The sequence below is a fragment of the Kribbella sp. NPDC056951 genome (assembly GCF_042674205.1).
Taxonomy (GTDB): Bacteria; Actinomycetota; Actinomycetes; order Propionibacteriales; family Kribbellaceae; genus Kribbella; species Kribbella yunnanensis.
This window is the reverse complement of record NZ_JBHUQZ010000005.1, coordinates 328,124-345,129: the sequence shown is the minus strand read 5'-3', so window position 1 is coordinate 345,129 and position 17,006 is coordinate 328,124. Positions and strand designations below refer to the sequence as shown.

General features: G+C 68.2%; 17 protein-coding genes. 12 read left to right on the top strand and 5 right to left on the bottom strand.

The annotated features are described in order from the left end of the window. Positions 1–47 precede the first annotated feature (47 nt). The 3 genes from ACFTSF_RS22345 to ACFTSF_RS22335 all read right to left on the bottom strand — a co-directional run bounded on the left by ACFTSF_RS22345 (position 48) and on the right by ACFTSF_RS22335 (position 3,014). The gene (locus ACFTSF_RS22345) at positions 48–1,382 is read right to left on the bottom strand and encodes a hypothetical protein (protein ID WP_380155621.1); all 1,335 of its coding nucleotides are present in this window, start codon (positions 1,380–1,382) and stop codon (positions 48–50) included. A 73-nt stretch (positions 1,383–1,455) separates the two neighbouring features. Beyond that, a complete protein-coding gene (locus ACFTSF_RS22340; RefSeq protein ID WP_380155620.1) occupies positions 1,456–2,085 on the bottom strand; it encodes an NAD(P)-dependent oxidoreductase in 630 nt (209 codons plus the stop codon). A gap of 2 nt (positions 2,086–2,087) precedes the next feature. Then, entirely contained in the window at positions 2,088–3,014 is a 927-nt protein-coding gene (locus tag ACFTSF_RS22335; RefSeq protein ID WP_380155619.1) for an EamA family transporter, read from the bottom strand. A gap of 72 nt (positions 3,015–3,086) precedes the next feature. Here ACFTSF_RS22335 and ACFTSF_RS22330 point away from each other — a divergent pair, with 72 nt between their 5' ends. Then, positions 3,087–3,584 carry a MarR family winged helix-turn-helix transcriptional regulator gene (locus ACFTSF_RS22330; RefSeq protein ID WP_380155618.1) on the top strand — a complete coding sequence of 166 codons (498 nt, stop codon included), beginning with the start codon at positions 3,087–3,089 and terminating at the stop codon, positions 3,582–3,584. Between the two features lie 2 nt (positions 3,585–3,586). Further along, complete coding sequence (fxlM, locus tag ACFTSF_RS22325) at positions 3,587–4,420, top strand: methyltransferase, FxLD system (RefSeq protein ID WP_380155617.1); 834 nt, start codon at positions 3,587–3,589, stop codon at positions 4,418–4,420. On the opposite strand, the gene ACFTSF_RS22320 is transcribed toward fxlM, so the two are convergent. Beyond that, the gene (locus ACFTSF_RS22320; protein WP_380155616.1) at positions 4,386–5,189 is read right to left on the bottom strand and encodes a hypothetical protein; all 804 of its coding nucleotides are present in this window, start codon (positions 5,187–5,189) and stop codon (positions 4,386–4,388) included. The two genes, fxlM and ACFTSF_RS22320, sit on opposite strands and share 35 nt — an antisense overlap. 129 nt (positions 5,190–5,318) lie before the next feature. Here ACFTSF_RS22320 and efp point away from each other — a divergent pair, with 129 nt between their 5' ends. After that, positions 5,319–5,882, top strand: coding sequence for an elongation factor P (gene efp, locus ACFTSF_RS22315; RefSeq protein ID WP_344146243.1), 564 nt, complete (start codon positions 5,319–5,321; stop codon positions 5,880–5,882). A gap of 9 nt (positions 5,883–5,891) precedes the next feature. Further along, on the top strand, positions 5,892–6,302 hold the full coding sequence (gene nusB / locus ACFTSF_RS22310; RefSeq protein ID WP_344146240.1) for a transcription antitermination factor NusB: 411 nt from the start codon (positions 5,892–5,894) through the stop codon (positions 6,300–6,302). A 270-nt stretch (positions 6,303–6,572) separates the two neighbouring features. Here the strand turns inward: nusB and ACFTSF_RS22305 are convergent, their stop codons facing one another. Further along, the gene (locus ACFTSF_RS22305; protein WP_132412303.1) at positions 6,573–7,088 is read right to left on the bottom strand and encodes a transcriptional regulator; all 516 of its coding nucleotides are present in this window, start codon (positions 7,086–7,088) and stop codon (positions 6,573–6,575) included. Positions 7,089–7,295: 207 nt separating this feature from the next. On the opposite strand from ACFTSF_RS22305, the gene pyrR reads away from it, so the two are divergent. Genes pyrR through pyrF form a run of 8 tightly spaced genes read left to right on the top strand, consistent with a single transcriptional unit; the run spans position 7,296 to position 16,917 of the window. Beyond that, positions 7,296–7,862, top strand: a complete 567-nt coding sequence (gene pyrR, locus ACFTSF_RS22300; protein WP_344146234.1) for a bifunctional pyr operon transcriptional regulator/uracil phosphoribosyltransferase PyrR — start codon at positions 7,296–7,298, stop codon at positions 7,860–7,862. Further along, entirely contained in the window at positions 7,862–8,803 is a 942-nt protein-coding gene (locus tag ACFTSF_RS22295) for an aspartate carbamoyltransferase catalytic subunit (RefSeq protein ID WP_344146231.1), read from the top strand. The genes pyrR and ACFTSF_RS22295 overlap by 1 nt, the downstream gene beginning before the upstream one ends. Continuing rightward, positions 8,800–10,143, top strand: coding sequence for a dihydroorotase (locus tag ACFTSF_RS22290; protein ID WP_380155615.1), 1,344 nt, complete (start codon positions 8,800–8,802; stop codon positions 10,141–10,143). Before ACFTSF_RS22295 ends, ACFTSF_RS22290 begins: the two co-directional genes overlap by 4 nt. After that, positions 10,140–10,631 carry a hypothetical protein gene (locus ACFTSF_RS22285; RefSeq protein ID WP_380155614.1) on the top strand — a complete coding sequence of 164 codons (492 nt, stop codon included), beginning with the start codon at positions 10,140–10,142 and terminating at the stop codon, positions 10,629–10,631. Before ACFTSF_RS22290 ends, ACFTSF_RS22285 begins: the two co-directional genes overlap by 4 nt. Then, complete coding sequence (carA, locus tag ACFTSF_RS22280; protein WP_380155613.1) at positions 10,628–11,749, top strand: glutamine-hydrolyzing carbamoyl-phosphate synthase small subunit; 1,122 nt, start codon at positions 10,628–10,630, stop codon at positions 11,747–11,749. The genes ACFTSF_RS22285 and carA overlap by 4 nt, the downstream gene beginning before the upstream one ends. Continuing rightward, on the top strand, positions 11,749–15,051 hold the full coding sequence (carB, locus tag ACFTSF_RS22275) for a carbamoyl-phosphate synthase large subunit (RefSeq protein WP_380155612.1): 3,303 nt from the start codon (positions 11,749–11,751) through the stop codon (positions 15,049–15,051). Before carA ends, carB begins: the two co-directional genes overlap by 1 nt. Then, positions 15,044–16,078 (top strand): quinone-dependent dihydroorotate dehydrogenase, encoded by a 1,035-nt coding sequence (locus ACFTSF_RS22270; RefSeq protein WP_380155611.1) that lies wholly within the window; start codon positions 15,044–15,046, stop codon positions 16,076–16,078. The genes carB and ACFTSF_RS22270 overlap by 8 nt, the downstream gene beginning before the upstream one ends. Next, a complete protein-coding gene (gene pyrF, locus ACFTSF_RS22265) occupies positions 16,075–16,917 on the top strand; it encodes an orotidine-5'-phosphate decarboxylase (RefSeq protein WP_380155610.1) in 843 nt (280 codons plus the stop codon). Before ACFTSF_RS22270 ends, pyrF begins: the two co-directional genes overlap by 4 nt. The last annotated feature ends 89 nt before the right edge of the window (positions 16,918–17,006 follow it).

Here is a 17,006-nt window from a genome sequence, read left to right as displayed (position 1 = left end):
AGCCCGGCCCTCGACGAGGAGGACCGGGCTTCTGGTGGGGAGTGGGGTCAGCTGGTGGCGGCGGGCTTGGCCGGCGGTACGGCGACCAGGTTGCCGCCGACCATGATCGCGTTCTCGCAGATGGTTGCGCCCGGCGCCGGTGCGTCGCACTTCAGGTGGACGACGACCTTGTCGCCGGGCTGCAGGATCGCCAGCGGCGCGATGTAGCGGTAGTCCTGGATGTTGCGGAAGTACTGCGGAGCGACGCCGCCCAGCGACTCCTTGTTCTTGCGCAGGTCGAGGTAGCCGGTGCTGCCCTGGGACTCGAAGTTCACGTCGGTGATCCGCAGGATCTTGCCCTTGGGGACGATGTACGTCGCCTGATCGGACCCGCCCGCTTTCGCACTCAGCGGCCAGCGCTGGGCGAACGGCGTACCGACGGCTGCGGCGGCTTGAGCGGCCAGCTGCTTGTCGCGCTCGGTCTGGGCCTTGTTCTGGTTGTTCTGGCCGTTCTGGGTGTTGTTGGACTGCTGCTGCGCGACCTGGGCCTTCTCCTCGGCCTTGACCGCCACCTCCTTCGCAACGGCAGTCTCCTTCTTCACCGCCGCCAGCGGCTTCTCGATCGCGTTCTGCGCGGCGGACTCCACCGACGGCCGCAGTACGGCGAACCACAGGCCGGTCAGCAACGCAGCGGCGGCCAGTGCGCCGACGATCGCCTTACCAGTCCACGATGGCAGGATCGGGTCCTGGACCATCATGCCTTCGACCTTGGTGATGGTCGCGCCGGGCCGATTGCCACGCGCCACCTGGGTGACGACGATGCTGAATTGCCGCGTCTTCGGCGTACCGCGCCAGATCCGGTCCAGCGGACGCGCCTTCACCTTGGCGAACGCCGCAGCACCGGGCTGCACCTCGATCGTGCTGGGGGAGAAGCGGATGTCCATCACGGCGTCCGGGTCCTTGCCGGTCAGCTCGACCGTCACCGGCTGGTTGCCGCGGTTGTCGATCGACACCGTGTGCCGTCCGACGCGCGAGCCGTGCGACGTCCGCGGTGTCAGCTCCGCGGACAGGTCACTGAACGGCTCCACATGAACCATGGCCTCCGGCACCGCAGTGTCGGCCGGGTGCTCCTTCGGCTCGACCAGTACGCCGAACGGCACGTCACCGGCCTGTACGACGGCCTCCTGGGGGACCGTGATCGTCACCGTGGCGCTGCCCTCGGCGTCCGGGTACAGCGACAGCACGGCGGGTTCGATCACCGCGTACGCGGCCAGATCCCCGACCGGCGTCAGCGTGTAGGCCTCGACCACAGAGCCGCGGTTGGCCACCGTGACCCGGCACTGAGCCGCCACACCTGGCACCACGACGAGTTCCGCAACATCCAACCGCGCTGAAGTAGACACCCATCAAGGATCGAGTCAGACGCGTCCCAGCGCAGCGAGCCGCAGTGCAGCCAATCGGGCAGCCCGAATGGCCCTAGTAGCCCACCGTGAAGCGCCGACCACGGTGCTGCGCCCGCTCTGCCTCGTCGACGAGTGAGATGGCGAAGTCCTCCAGCGAGATGGAGGAAGTGCCGTCCGCAGCGACCACGAGCTCGTCGGTACCCAGTCGATAGTTGCCGGTCCGGGCGCCTGGTTCAAGGAGGTCCGGGGGACTGACGTAAGTCCAGTCCACGTCGGTGGAGGCCCGGACCAGGTCGAACTGCTCAAGGCAGGCGTCCGCAATCGGACGGTACGCCGCTGGGAAGTCCGGCTGCTCGACCAGCGTCCGGCCGGTTCCGGGGACAGTCAGACTGGCGGCGCCGCCCACCACGATGAGACGGGGGCCGCCGGATCGCAGTCCGTCCAGGAGGCCCTTGGTGGCATGCGCCAGCTCGGCTTCGTGGCCGGCTCGGGGCCTGGTCGCGCTGATGACCACGTCGTGGCCCTGGGCAAGCTCTGCCACGGCGGCGGCGTCAGACGCGTCGCCGCGTCGCGTGTGAACGGTGGATGGGAAAGTGCCGGGTGTCGTGCGGCTCACTGCGGTGACCTGATGTCCGCGGTCAGCGGCTTCGTGGGTGACGCGGCTGCCGACTGCGCCCGTGGCGCCGAAGACGAGGATGCGCATGGTCAGCACCTTCCAGAAGTCGCTAGGAGCACCGGAGTGCTGGCCGGAACCGGGCGCTCGCGCTTGCGGAGCTGGGCGGTGGTCAGAGCGACCAGGACGATCAGGCCGCCGATCAGCTGGGCAGTGGAGAGGCGCTGGTCCAGTACGAGCCAGCCGAGCAGTGTCGCGACCACTGGGCTGAGTAGACCGAGGAAGGTCGCGTCGGTCGGGCCCAGGGCGCGCAGTCCGCGGAACCAGAGGGCGTAGGCCAGTGCGGAGCCGATGATGGTCAGGTAGGCGTAGCCGCCGACGTTTGCGAGGGTCAGGTGGGCCGGGGGTGCGCCTTCGACCAGGTAGGCGACCGGGAGCAGGACCAGGCCGCCGGCTACGAGCTGCCAGCCGGTTGTGGCCAGTAGGGGAGGGGGCGAGGGGGAGGGCGAATAAGAAGCCCAGCGCTTGCTCAGTACGACGCCGAACGCCATCACGACCGCACCACCGAGCGCAGCGAGCACGCCCCAGGTGTCGAGCCGCGCATCCGCTCGCAGCACCAGCAGGCTCACTCCGAATACACCGGCGATCGCAGCCAACACCTTCCGCGTTGAGAGCCGCTCTTTGAGCAGACCGGTCGACAGCATCATCACCACGAGCGGCTGAATCGCACCGACCGTGGCGGCGACGCCGCCGGGGAGGCGGTAGGCGCCGACGAACAGCAGGGCGAAGAAGGCGCCGATGTTCAGCGTGCCCAGCACGAGTGAGCGCCACCACCAGTTGCCGCGGGGCAGCGTCCGGGTGATCGCGATGAGCAGCAGACCGGCCGGCAACGCGCGGATGACGGCGGCGAGCAGCGGGCGGTGGGGCGGAAGCAGCTCCGTCGTGACCAAGTACGTCGTACCCCACAGGATCGGCGTGATCGCTGTGACGAGAAGGAGAGCCAGTCGATTGTTTAGCACTAAGATAAAGTAGCTCAGCGCTAAGGTAGATTCAATAGCTCAGCGCTAAGCAATCTGGACTACTCTGGAGCCATGCCCGATCACGTCGACCTGTTCCTCGAGCAGTGGGGTGAGCAGCGCCCGGACCTGGACGCCTCACCGATGGCCGTGGTCGGCCGGCTCAAGCGACTGGCCCAGGTGGCCGACACCGAGCTCCGGCGGAACTTCGCCCGGCACGACTTGGACTCGGCATCGTTCGACGTGCTGGCGACCCTGCGCCGGAGCAACTCCGAGCACCGCCTCACACCGGCCGGTCTGATGCGGTCATCGATGGTTACCTCCGGGGCGATCACCCAGCGGCTGGATCGGCTGGAGGCGCGCGGTCTGGTCACCCGCACGCCCAGTGAGACCGACGGGCGCGGGGTGCAGGTGACACTCACCGCCGAGGGACTCCGACTGATCGACGATGTCCTGCCGGGACATCTGCAGACCGAAGAGACTCTGCTCGCCGCACTCTCCAAAGCCGAGCGCGAGCAGTTGGCGGACACTCTGCGGACGCTGCTCGAAGCGCTCGGCGACAGAACGGACTGACCATGACTGCGCGCAGGGACACCCCAGGACGGGCTGTCTCGCTGCGCGCGCGGCTCACTCGGCACCTGATCGCCGAGGGCGCCATCCGGGACCAACGGGTGGCCGACGCCTTCCGGGCAGTCCCACGACATCTGTTCGTCCCGCGCGTACCGCTCCGGATCGCGTACGCCGACGACGTGGTGCTGATGAAACGCGACGCCGAAGGCATGGTCATCAGCTCGGTGTCGCAGCCGAGCATCATCGCGGTCATGCTCGAGCAGGCCGCGATCCGGCCGGGCGATCACGTCCTGGAGATCGGTTCTGGCGGCTACAACGCCGCACTGCTGCGTGAGCTGACCGGACCGACCGGACGGGTGACCACAGTCGACATCGACCCGGATGTGGTCGGGCGGGCTCGCGAAGGACTACTACGAGCCGGGTACGACGACGTCCACGTCATCCAGGCGGACGGCGAATTCGGCGCACCCGGCAACGCGCCGTACGACCGGATTGTCGTGACAGCGACCGCCTGGGACATTCCGCCGGCCTGGGTCGACCAACTGCGGCCGGGCGGGCGCATCGTCGTACCGCTGCAGTTGGGAAGGCAGACGCGAGCCATAGCGTTCGAAGAGGTCGGTGGACATCTGGAGAGCTCGTCTGCCGTGATGTGCGGGTTCGTGAACATGCAGGGCGTCGGCGCGCACCCGGAGGACGACGTACCGGAGTTGGCTGTGTGGCAGGGCGCTGCGTTGTCGGTGCAGGCGCATCGGGTCGGTGCTGAGGTGCCGCCGGGATTCCATCTGGTCCGGCGGCATCACATCTTTACGGTGCGCCGGTTGGCCGGGGCGGGTTCCTGACGGTCTGCCAGAGCTCGTCGATGTCGGTGCGGTCCTCCGGCTCCGGAGTGTCCACCCAGCCGCTGGCCCAGGTGTCCTCCTCCGGGTCCAGGTTGAAGATCGACTCCGCGAACGCGGCCGAGCCGACGTACCGCGACTCGTCCTCAGAAGGCGTGGCATCAGCCTCGGTGGGCTTGACGTCGGTGGCCGGTGTGACCAGGCTGCGCGCGTACTGCTGGGCTTCGAGCAGACCGAGGTCCCGCTCGTCAGACAGCAGCCGGACCGCGCCCACCTCGTTGCCGGCCTGCATCAGCTCGCGCACCCGGGCGTCGAGGTTCGGCTTCGGCGTCGGACCGCGCTGCTGGTACGACGGCTGCTGGTACGACGGCTGCCAGGTCGCAGGCGGCTGATAAGTCGGCTGGTACGGACCCGGCTGGTAGGCCTGCGGCTGGTACTGCTGAGGCTGGCCGGGGGACGACCACTCGCCCGGACGTGCGGGCTGCCGCCCGGCCTGCATCAGCGCCTGCAGTGCGGCAGCGACCTGCTGGCTGCCTTGCACCTGTCCGGGGATCTGCCCCGGCGGCGGGCTCTGCACATGTCCGGGCTGGCCCTGCGGCTGGGTGAACTGGCCCTGGAACTGGATCGGCTGGTTCCCGCCCTGCTGGGCCTGGATGCGCTCGATCAGCTTCTGCACGCGCGGGCTCGGAGCGCCGTCCGGCCCCCGCTGCTTCTTGGCGGCGCTCACGATCGCGACGACGATCATGATCACGACGAAGATCGCGAATTCCACGCCCGGCCTCCCGGTGGTCAAGGTCCCGGACCTCAGCGTAAGCGCTGCGAGTGGCGCAAGTCGGAAGATACGGTCCGCGACCGCTACAATCCGGTGTTACCGCTGATCGATTTCGAAGGGTATACCCGCGTGGCTTCGACGAACGACCTCAAGAACGGCATGGTGCTCAACCTGGATGGGCAGCTGTGGTCTGTCGTCTGGTTCCAGCACCACAAGCCCGGTAAGGGCGGTGCGGTCATGCGCACCAAGCTCAAGAACGTGCTGAGCGGCAAGGTCGTCGACAAGACCTTCAACGCCGACGTCAAGGTCGAGGTGGCCAACGTCGACAAGCGCGACATGACGTACCTGTACAACGACGGCGGCTCCTACGTCTTCATGGACAGCTCCACCTACGAGCAGGTGCACATCACCCCCGAGGTCGTCGGCGACGCCTCGCACTTCCTGCTCGAGAACCAGGACGCGATCGTGGCCGTCCACGAGGACCTCCCGCTGTACGTCGAGCTCCCGGCCTCGGTCGAGCTGACGGTCGAGTACACCGAGCCCGGCCTGCAGGGCGACCGCTCGACCGGCGGCACCAAGCCGGCCAAGCTGGAGACCGGGTACACGATCAACGTGCCGCTGTTCCTGACCACCGGCGAGAAGGTCAAGGTGGACACCCGGACGGGCGACTACCTCGGCCGCGTCACGTCCTGATCCGCGGCGATGTCGGCCCGGAGCAAGGCCCGGAAACGGGCACTGGACGTCCTGTTCGAGTCCGAGGTCAGGGGGCTGCCGGTCGGCGGCACCCTGCCTGACCGGATCGAGGACAACGACCCGCCGGTGAACGAGTTCACCGTCGCACTGGTCGAGGGCGTCGCGAAGAACATCGGTGCGATCGACGACCTGCTGTCGGCGCACTCGGTGGGCTGGACGCTGGACCGGATGCCGGCCGTGGACCGCAACATCCTGCGGATCGGCGCCTACGAGCTGCTGTACGACGACCAGGTGCCGGACGTGGTCGCGGTGAGCGAGGCGGTGGCGCTGGCCCGGGATCTGTCGACCGACGAGTCCCCGGCCTTCGTGAACGGGCTGCTGGCCCGGCTGCTGCAGCTCAAGCCGACGCTGGGCATCTGAGCTCAGCCAAGAATGTGAAGGGATGAGGGGGGCGAGCCCTCTGACACTCCTTCTTCGGTGGCCCGGTGACCGTCTCGGTACGGTCCCGGGCCGGCGCTTGCGTCCCCGTTCTGATGGCGCGGGGGGAACGGCCCCGGCCTCGGTCGGCAGGTGAGGTGGAGATCCTGCCGATTGATGGTGCTGGTACTGCGGTGTTTCGGGGTTACTGCGGTTGAGCGGAGCGGGCGGCCGCGGGCAAGCTGCTACGAGCCCCGACCGACACTACGCCGCTCAGGCGCCGGCAGCCTCGGCTGCGTCTTCGACGTCACCCTTCGCCTCGGGGTTCAGAACTCCCCAGGAGATGAAGCGCTCGGTCAGAGTCGTCGGCGACTCGTCGTAGATGACCGCCAGGGTGCGCATGTCGTCCTGACGGATCGACAGCACCTTGCCGTTGTAGTCGCCCCGCTGCGCCTGGATGGTGGCTGCGTAACGGGTCAGCGGACCCGCCTCGCCGGCGTCCAGGTGGTGCAGGGCCTCCAGGTCGAGGATCAACCGGGGCGGAGCCGCCGCGGCAGCTGCCGCCTTGGCCGAACCCGGGAGCAGTTCGCCGACCGGGACGCCGTAGAAATCGGCGAGCTCGGCAAGCTTCTGGACGGTGACAGCACGGTCGCCCCGCTCGTACGAGCCGACCACTACCGCCTTCCAGCGACCCTTGGACTTCTCTTCCACGCCATGCAGCGACAGCCCTTGCTGCTGGCGGATGGCGCGTAGCTTGCCACCCAGTGTCTTCGCGTATTCGCTCGGCACTCTGGTTCTTCCCTCCGACTAGTTTCTTATGGTCCGGACCGCCGGAACGGAACCCGGATGGTGAAACCCCCCTCGGTTACACAGAGTAACAATATTCCGGGCCAGAGGCCAGAGTCAAGACGGCGTGTCACATCCGATACCATGTCAAGCGGTCCGAACGTCCTTTAAAGACCTGTCCCGAGAGGCAGGAAAGGAGGAACGGTAGCGATGAGCCCTGCCCCGGTACCCGTACCGCGCACAGTGCTGGATGCTTCCGACATTTCCCGGGCACTGACCCGGATCGCGCACGAGATCCTCGAGCGCAACCGGGGTGCCGACCCCGTCGTACTCCTCGGCATTCCCACCCGCGGGGTGGGACTGGCCGCCCGTATCTCCGAGCGGATCGCGGCCGTCGAAGGGCAGAGCGTGCCCACAGGGTCACTCGATGTGACGATGTACCGCGACGACATCGGGCTGAAACCGGCCCGCGCGCTCGAGCACACCGACATCCCGCCGGGCGGGATCGACGGCAAGGTCGTGGTCCTGGTGGACGACGTGCTGTTCTCCGGCCGCACCATCCGCGCCGCGCTCGACGCGATCGGCGACATCGGCCGGCCGAAGGCGGTCCAGCTGGCGGTCCTGGTCGACCGCGGCCACCGCGAACTGCCGATCCGTGCCGACTACGTCGGCAAGAACCTGCCCACCTCACTGCTCGAGCGCGTCACCGTCCATCTCACCGAGTACGACGGCGCCGACGCCGTACTGATCGCCGACAAGACGGGAGCGACGGTCTGATGCGCCATCTGTTGAGTGCCGGCGACCTGAGCCAGGACGAGGCCACTCTGATCCTGGACACCGCCGAAGAGATGCGGTCGCTGGCCGACCGCCCGATCAAGAAGCTGCCGGCTCTGCGCGGCCGGACCGTGGTGAACCTGTTCTTCGAGGACTCCACCCGGACCCGGATCTCGTTCGAGGCGGCGGCCAAGCGGCTGTCGGCCGATGTGATCAACTTCTCCGCCAAGGGCTCCAGTGTGAGCAAGGGCGAGAGTCTGAAGGACACCGCGCTGACCCTGCAGGCGATGGGCGCCGACGGTGTCGTCTGCCGGCACGGCTCATCCGGTGCGCCGCACCTGCTGGCCACCTCCGGCTGGATGACCGGTGCGGTCGTGAACGCCGGTGACGGTACCCACGAGCACCCGACGCAGGCCCTGCTGGATGCCTTCACCATGCGCCGCCACCTCGGCTCGCTGGACGGCCGCCGGATCACCATCGTCGGCGACGTCCTGCACTCGCGGGTCGCACGGTCCAACGTGCTGCTGCTGTCCACCCTCGGCGCCGAGGTCACAGTGGTCGCTCCGCCGACGCTGCTGCCGGTCGACATGTCGCGCTGGCCCTGTACGACGTCGTACGACTTCGACTCGGTGCTGCCCAAGAGTGACGCGGTGATGATGCTGCGCGTCCAGCGCGAGCGGATGGGCGACGCGTACTTCCCGAGTGCGCGCGAGTACACCCGCCGCTACGGCCTGGACGTGCATCGGATGGCGCAACTGTCCGACGAGGCGATCGTGCTGCACCCCGGCCCGATGAACCGCGGCATGGAGATCAGCGCCGAGGTTGCCGACTCGACCCGCTCGGTGATCGTCGAACAGGTCACCAACGGCGTGGCCATCCGGATGGCCGTCCTGTATCTGCTGTTGTCAGGTAGCAACGAAACGAACGAGGAGCAGACTGCATGACCGCGTACTTGATCACCGGAGCCAGGATCGTCGGCGGTGAGGTGGCGGATCTGCTGATCGACAACGGGGAGATCGTTGCCGTCGGCACCGGCCTCACGGCGGCGGGCCGCGGCGGAGCCGGCGACGGATCGGGCGGAGCGGCAACCGGCGGGCCGGCCGACGTGACGACCATCGACGCGACCGGCTTGATCGCGCTTCCCGGGCTCGTCGACCTGCACACCCACTTGCGTGAGCCGGGTCGGGAGGACGCGGAGACGGTTCTCACTGGGACCAGGGCCGCCGCGCTTGGCGGGTTCACCGCGGTGTTCGCGATGGCCAACACCGACCCGGTTGCCGACACCGCGGGTGTCGTCGAGCAGGTGTGGCGGCTCGGTCGGGAGGCCGGGTACGCCGACGTGTTCCCGATCGGCGCGGTCACGGTCGGCCGCCAGGGCACGCAGCTCGCCGAGCTCGGTGCGATGGCGGACTCGGCGGCCCGGGTGCGGGTCTTCTCCGACGACGGCGACTGTGTCTGGGACGCGGCGTTGATGCGGCGCGCGCTCGAGTACGTGAAGGCCTTCGGCGGCACGATCGCCCAGCACGCCCAGGAGCCGCGTCTGACCAAGGGCGCGCAGATGAACGAGGGAGCGCTCTCCGGCGTTCTCGGACTGACCGGCTGGCCGAGTGTCGCGGAAGAGGCGATCATCGCTCGCGACATCCTGCTGAACCACCACGTCGGCTCCAAGCTGCACATCTGTCACCTGTCCACGAAGGGTTCGGTCGACATCGTCCGGGCTGCCAAGAAGCGCGGGCTGGAGGTGACCGCCGAGGTAACGCCGCATCACCTGCTGCTGACCGAGGACCTGGCGAGCTCCTACAACCCGGTCTTCAAGGTGAACCCGCCGCTGCGGACCAAGGAGGATGTCGAGGCGGTCCGCGAGGGCCTGGCCGACGGCACGATCGACATCGTCGCCACCGACCACGCGCCGCACCCGGTCGAGGACAAGGATTGCGAGTGGAGCGCGGCCGCGTTCGGCATGCTCGGCCTGGAGACCGCTCTCTCGGTCGTTCAGCACGCGATGGTCGACACCAAGTTGCTGACCTGGGCCGACGTCGCCGACCGGATGAGCTACCGCCCGGCCGCGATCGGCCAGATCAGCGACCACGGTCAGCCGTTGGTGGCCGGTGCCCCGGCGAACGTCGTACTGGTCGATCCGGCTGCGCAGCGGGTGATCGTCTCGGCTGAGTCGGCGTCGCTGTCGCGGAACACGCCGTTCGACGGGATGACGCTGCCTGGCAAGGTGGTTGCGACCTTCCTGCGCGGCGAACCGACCGTGCTGGACGGCAAGGCCGCCAAGTGAAGGCTTTCCTAGGCATTACCGGCACGCTCGTGGTGATCGCCGCGGCGTACTACGGCATGTTCCGGGGCTGGCGCAATCGCCAGGCCCGGCAGTCCGCGCTGGCACCGCTGCCCGAGGTGCCGGCCGACACGACCCGCGGGGTGGAGGGCGTGTACGTCGCCACCACCTCCGCCGGCGACTGGATGGACCGGATCGCCGTGCACGAACTGGGCGTCCGCAGTACCGCGGACCTGGCCGTCAGTGAGGCCGGCCTGATCTTCCACCGGCAGGGAGCGGCGGATGTCTTCATCCCCGCGGACCAGCTGACCGGCGTCCGGACCGACCGTGGCATCGCCGGCAAGGTGACCGCGGAGAAGTCCGGCCTCGTGGTGGTCACCTGGAGCCACGACGGGCGGGAGCTGGACACCGGCTTCCGGCCCCGTCGCAAGGCCGACACCGAACCCCTGACCGCATCCATCGCAACATTGATCGGAGCCGAGCAATCATGAGTCAGCCTGCTTTGCTGGTCCTGGAGGACGGCCGGTCGTTCGCCGGCACGTCGTACGGGGCCACCGGCGAGACCTTCGGCGAGGCGGTGTTCACCACCGGGATGACCGGCTACCAGGAGACGCTGACCGACCCGTCGTACCACCGTCAGATCGTCACCCAGACGGCGCCGCACATCGGCAACACCGGGATCAACGACGAGGACGACGAGTCGCAGAAGATCTGGGTCTCCGGGTACGTCGTCCGCGACCCTGCCCGCGTCCCGTCGAACTGGCGCGCCACCCGTTCGCTCGACGACCAGCTGAAGTCGCAGGGCATCGTCGGGATCTCGGGGATCGACACCCGCGCCCTGACTCGGCACCTGCGCGAACGCGGCGCGATGCGCGCCGGGATCTCGACCGACGTCCTCGACCCGGCCGAGCTGCTGGCCAAGGTGCTCGAGCAGCCCGCGATGGCTGGCGCCGATCTGGCGTCAGAGGTGACGGCCGCAGAGGCGTACGTCGTCCCGGCCGAGGGGGAGAAGCGGTTCACCGTGGTCGCCCTCGACCTCGGGATCAAGGCGATGACGCCGAAGCGGATGGCCGAGCGCGGTATCGAGGTACACGTGCTGCCCGCCACCGCGACCCTCGACGAGGTGCTGGCCGTGAACCCGGACGGCATCTTCATGAGCAACGGCCCGGGCGACCCGGAGACCACCGAGCACCCGACGACGCTGCTCAAGGAACTGCTCCAGCGCGGCAAGCCGTACTTCGGGATCTGCTTCGGCAACCAGGTGTTCGGGCGGGCGCTCGGGCTGGGGACCTTCAAGCTCAAGTACGGGCACCGGGGGATCAACCAGCCGGTGCTCGATCGCGCTACCGGCAAGGTCGAGATCACCGCGCAGAACCACGGCTTCGCGGTTGACGCACCCCTTGAGGGGACGATCGAGACGCCGTACGGGACTGCTGAGGTCTCGCACGTCTCGCTGAACGACAACGTCGTCGAAGGACTCAAGCTGACCGGCCACGACGGCCGGGTGCTCGCGTTCTCTGTGCAGTACCACCCCGAAGCCGCAGCAGGGCCGCACGATTCGGCGTACCTGTTCGATCGCTTCGTCGAGCTGATGGAGGGGCGGGCCTGATGCCACGTCGTACAGATATCGAGTCGGTCCTCGTCATCGGCTCCGGCCCGATCGTGATCGGTCAGGCCTGCGAGTTCGACTACTCCGGTACGCAGGCCTGCCGGGTGCTGCGCGAGGAGGGGTTCCGGGTCGTCCTGGTCAACTCCAACCCGGCCACGATCATGACGGACCCGGAGTTCGCCGACGCCACCTACGTTGAGCCGATCACCCCCGAGTACGTCGAGAAGGTCATCGAGAAGGAACGCCCGAACGCGCTCCTCGCGACGCTCGGCGGCCAGACCGCTCTGAACGCAGCAATCGCTCTCCACGACTCCGGCGTACTGGAGAAGTACGGCGTCGAGCTGATCGGCGCTTCGGTCGACGCGATCCAGCGCGGTGAGAACCGCGAGTCGTTCAAGCAGATCGTCGAGGGTCTCGGCGCCGAGGTCGCGCGGTCGGTCATCTGTCACACGATCGAGGACGTTCTCGGTGCGGCCGCGAAGCTGGGCTACCCGCTGGTGGTGCGGCCGTCGTTCACGATGGGCGGCGTCGGCTCCGGGATGGCGTACGACGAGGCCGATCTGACCCGGATCGCGGGGGCCGGACTGCACGCTTCGCCGACCACCGAGGTGCTGATCGAGGAATCGATCCTCGGGTGGAAGGAATACGAGCTGGAGGTGATGCGCGACAAGGCCGACAACGTCGTGATCATCTGCTCGATCGAGAACGTCGACCCGATGGGCGTGCACACCGGTGACTCGGTCACGGTCGCACCGGCGATGACGCTGACCGACCGCGAGTACCAGATCATGCGGGACCTCTCGATCGGCATCATCCGCGAGGTCGGCGTCGACACCGGCGGCTGCAACATCCAGTTCGCGGTGAACCCGGTCGACGGCCGGCTGATCGTGATCGAGATGAACCCGCGGGTCTCCCGCTCGTCCGCGCTGGCATCGAAGGCGACCGGTTTCCCGATCGCGAAGATCGCGGCGAAGGTTGCCATCGGCTACACGCTCGACGAGATCCCGAACGACATCACGAAGCAGACCCCGGCCAGCTTCGAGCCGGTGCTCGACTACGTCGTGGTGAAGGTGCCGCGGTTCGCGTTCGAGAAGTTCCCGGCCGCGGACGCCACGCTGACCACGCACATGAAGAGCGTCGGTGAGGCGATGGCGATCGGCCGCAACTACACCGAGGCGCTGCAGAAGGCACTGCGGTCGCTGGAGAAGCCGGAGGCCCGGTTCTCCTGGGCCGGCGAACCCTCCACCGATCTGGAGTCGTTGCTGGAGGCAATCAAGACGCCGCAGGACGGGCGGCTGCGGATCATCATGGACGCGATCCGCGCCGGTGCGACGCCGGAGCAGATCTTCGATGCGACGAAGATCGATCCGTGGTTCGTGGACCAGCTGTATCTGATCCACGAGACCGCTCTCCAGGTTGCTGCCGCGCCGCGGCTCACACCGGAGGTGCTGCGGTTGGCCAAGCGGCACGGGTTCTCGGATCTGCAGCTGGCCGAGATCCGGTCGCTGACCGAGGACGTGGTCCGCGGGGTCCGCCAGGCGCTCGGGATCCGGCCGGTCTACAAGACCGTCGACACGTGCGCGGCCGAGTTCGCGGCCGAGACGCCGTACCACTACTCGTCGTACGACGAGGAGAGCGAAGTCGCGACCCGCACCGAGCCCGCCGTACTGATCCTCGGCTCGGGGCCGAACCGGATCGGGCAGGGCATCGAGTTCGACTACTCGTGTGTGCACGCGTCGATGGCACTGCGCGACGCCGGCTACTGCACGATCATGGTCAACTGCAACCCGGAGACGGTCTCGACCGACTACGACACCTCCGACCGGCTCTACTTCGAGCCGCTCACCTGCGAGGACGTCCTCGAGATCGTGTACGCCGAGATGCAGGCCGGCCCGGTGGCCGGAGTGATCGTGCAGCTCGGCGGCCAGACCCCGCTCGGACTGGCGCAGCGGCTCGCGGATGCCGGCGTACCGATCGTCGGGACGTCGCCGGCCGCGATCCACCTGGCCGAGGAGCGGGGTGCGTTCGGCAAGGTGCTCGCGGACGCGGGGTTGCCCGCGCCGAAGCACGGGACAGCGCTCTCTCCGTCGGAAGCCCACGGGGTTGCCGAGGAGATCGGGTTCCCGGTGCTGGTGCGGCCGTCGTACGTTCTCGGTGGTCGCGGGATGGAGATCGTCTACAGCGCCGACGAGCTTTCGGCCGCGCTGGAGCGGCTGGGCGGCGGCGAGGCGTTCGAGCACCCGGTGCTGATCGACCGCTTCCTGGATGACGCGGTCGAGATCGATGTCGACGGGCTCTTCGACGGGGACGAACTGTTCCTCGGTGGCGTGATGGAGCACATCGAGGAGGCCGGGGTGCACTCGGGCGACTCGTCGTGTGCGCTGCCGCCGATCACGCTCGGGAACGCCGACATCGAGAAGATCCGGCAGTCGACCGAGGCGATCGCGCGCGGCGTCGGCGTACGGGGTCTGCTGAACGTGCAGTACGCGCTTGCTGGGGATGTTCTGTACGTGCTCGAGGCGAACCCGCGGGCGTCGCGGACGGTGCCGTTCGTGTCGAAGGCGACGGCGACCCCGTTGGCCAAGGCCGCGGCCCGGGTGATGCTCGGTGCTTCGATCGCCTCGTTGCGTGCGGAGGGCATGCTGCCGGCCGTCGGCGATGGCGGGACGCTGCCGCCGACCGCGCCGATCGCGGTGAAGGAAGCCGTGATGCCGTTCAACCGGTTCCGGACTGTTGACGGGCGGTCGGTCGACACGGTGCTCGGGCCGGAGATGCGGTCGACCGGTGAGGTGATGGGCTTCGACGACACGTTCGGGATCGCGTTCGCGAAGTCGCAGGCCGGGGCGTCGCAGCCGCTGCCTGGGTCGGGCAAGGTGTTCGTGTCGGTGGCGAACCGGGACAAGCGGCACATGATCTTCCCGGTCAAGCGGCTGGCGGATCTGGGCTTCCAGATTTATGCGACCGAAGGTACGGCGGATGTGCTGCGGCGCAACGGGGTCGAGGCGGTGACTGTTCGCAAGAGCAGCCAGGGCCCGGGCCCGAACGGCGAGCCGACGATCGTGCAGATGGTCCAGGACGGTGAGCTCAACCTGATCGTCAACACGCCGATCGGGATCACGCAGGGCGGCTCACCGCGACTGGACGGGTACGAGATCCGGTCGGCGGCTGTGGCCCGGAACATCCCTTGTATTACGACGGTGCAGGGGCTGGCGGCCGCCGTACAGGGGATCGAGGCGCAGCAGAGCGGCGGGATCGGCGTGCGGTCCTTGCAGGACTGGGTGCCGAGGATCCTCGGTGTATAGGCGGTTTGTCCGGCCTGTTTTGTACCGGCTGGGCAAGGGTGACGCGGAGATCGCGCACGAGCAGACGCTGCACGGGTTGCGTCGGCTCGGGCGCGTTCCCGGCGCGGTGAGCGCTCTCTCGCGTTCTTACGGCGCGATCCCGGCAGGCGCGGCGCGGACGGTCTTCGGGATCCGTTTCCCGGGTCCGGTCGGGTTGGCCGCGGGGATGGACAAGAACGGGATCGCGTTGCCGGCTTGGCGAGCGCTCGGCTTCGGCTTCGTCGAGGTCGGCACGGTGACCGCGCAACCGCAGCCGGGGAACGAGAAGCCGCGGTTGTTCCGGCTCGTCGAGGACGAGGCCGTGATCAACCGGATGGGCTTCAACAACCTGGGTTCGGCCGCCCTGGCCGAGCGGCTGGAGGGGTACGGACCGCTCGGCTACCCGCTTGGTGTCTCGATCGGCAAGTCGAAGGTGACCCCGCTCGACAAGGCCGTCGACGACTACGTGATCTCGCTGCGGAGGCTCTACCAGTACGGCGACTACTTCGCCGTCAACGTCTCGTCGCCGAACACGCCGGGGCTAAGGGCGCTCCAGGATGCCGGCCACCTGAGGGAACTGCTCACCGCGCTGCACCTGGAAGCGGTTGTCCTAGGCAATGGAAGTTCGAAACCAATTCTCGTGAAGATCGCACCTGACCTGACTCCCTCGGCGATCGACGAACTGCTGGGTGTGTGCACGGACGTCGGCGTTGCGGGGATCATCGCGACGAACACCACGATCGGTCGGGTGGGTGTGGAGAACCATCCGCTCGCGTCCGAAGCCGGTGGGTTGTCGGGGCGGCCTTTGACCGAGATCGCGGCCAAGACGGTTGCGCACATTCATGCGGAGACCGGGGGAGCGCTTCCCGTGATCGGGGTTGGCGGGATCCTCGACCCGGACGACGCCGTACGGCTGCTGGATGCCGGGGCCAGTCTGGTGCAGGTGTACTCCGGTCTGATCTATCGCGGGCCCGGTCTGATCCGGAGCATCAACAGGAGGCTGACATGAAGCACGAACCCTTCGGCACCCGGCTTCGGGCTGTCATGGAAGCGCGTGGTCCGTTGTGTGTCGGCATCGACCCGCACCAGCACCTGCTGGACCAGTGGGGCCTGCCGGACACCGCGGAGGGCATGGCGTCCTTCACCTACACGGTGGTCGACGCACTGGCCGACCGGGTTGGTGTGTTCAAGCCGCAGTCCGCGTTCTTCGAGCGGTTCGGCTCGGCGGGCGTCGCCGTACTGGAGCAGGCGACGATCCGGCTGCGGGAAGCTGGTGCGCTGGTGATCATCGACGCGAAACGCGGTGACATCGGTACGACGATGGCCGGCTACGCGTCGGCGTACCTGTCGGAGAAGGGCCCGCTGGCGTGTGATGCGCTGACGGTCAGCCCCTATCTCGGGTTCGGCTCACTGCAGCCGGCGATCGACGAGGCGCGGACCGCTGGCGCCGGACTGTTCGTGCTGGCGCTCACCTCGAATCCGGAGGGACCGCAGTTCCAGTCCGCACGGACCACCGACGGTCCGACGGTCGCGGGCGCCGTACTGGATGGGTTGCGTGCGCTCAACGACGCGGACGGCGCTGAGTTCGGATCGTTCGGTGCGGTCGTCGGTGCGACGATCTCGCGGACCGACGAGGACCTGGACATCCGCGGTCCGCTGCTGGCCCCGGGACTCGGGGCTCAGGGCGGAACGGCCGAGGCGCTGCGGGCCGTGTTCGGCGAGGCGGCGGCGCGGAACGTCGTACCGTCGAGTTCGCGCGAGATCCTGGGCGCCGGGCCGGCTGCGGCCGGTCTGCAGGAGGCGGCCGATCGGGCGAACGACGCGTACCGAACGGCCCTCGGCTACTGACAACCACCCGGAATTACCGGTAGAATATGAATCGGCAAATGGCGCGGAGGAATTCCGCGCCATTTTCTGATTTCTGTTGAATTCCGCGT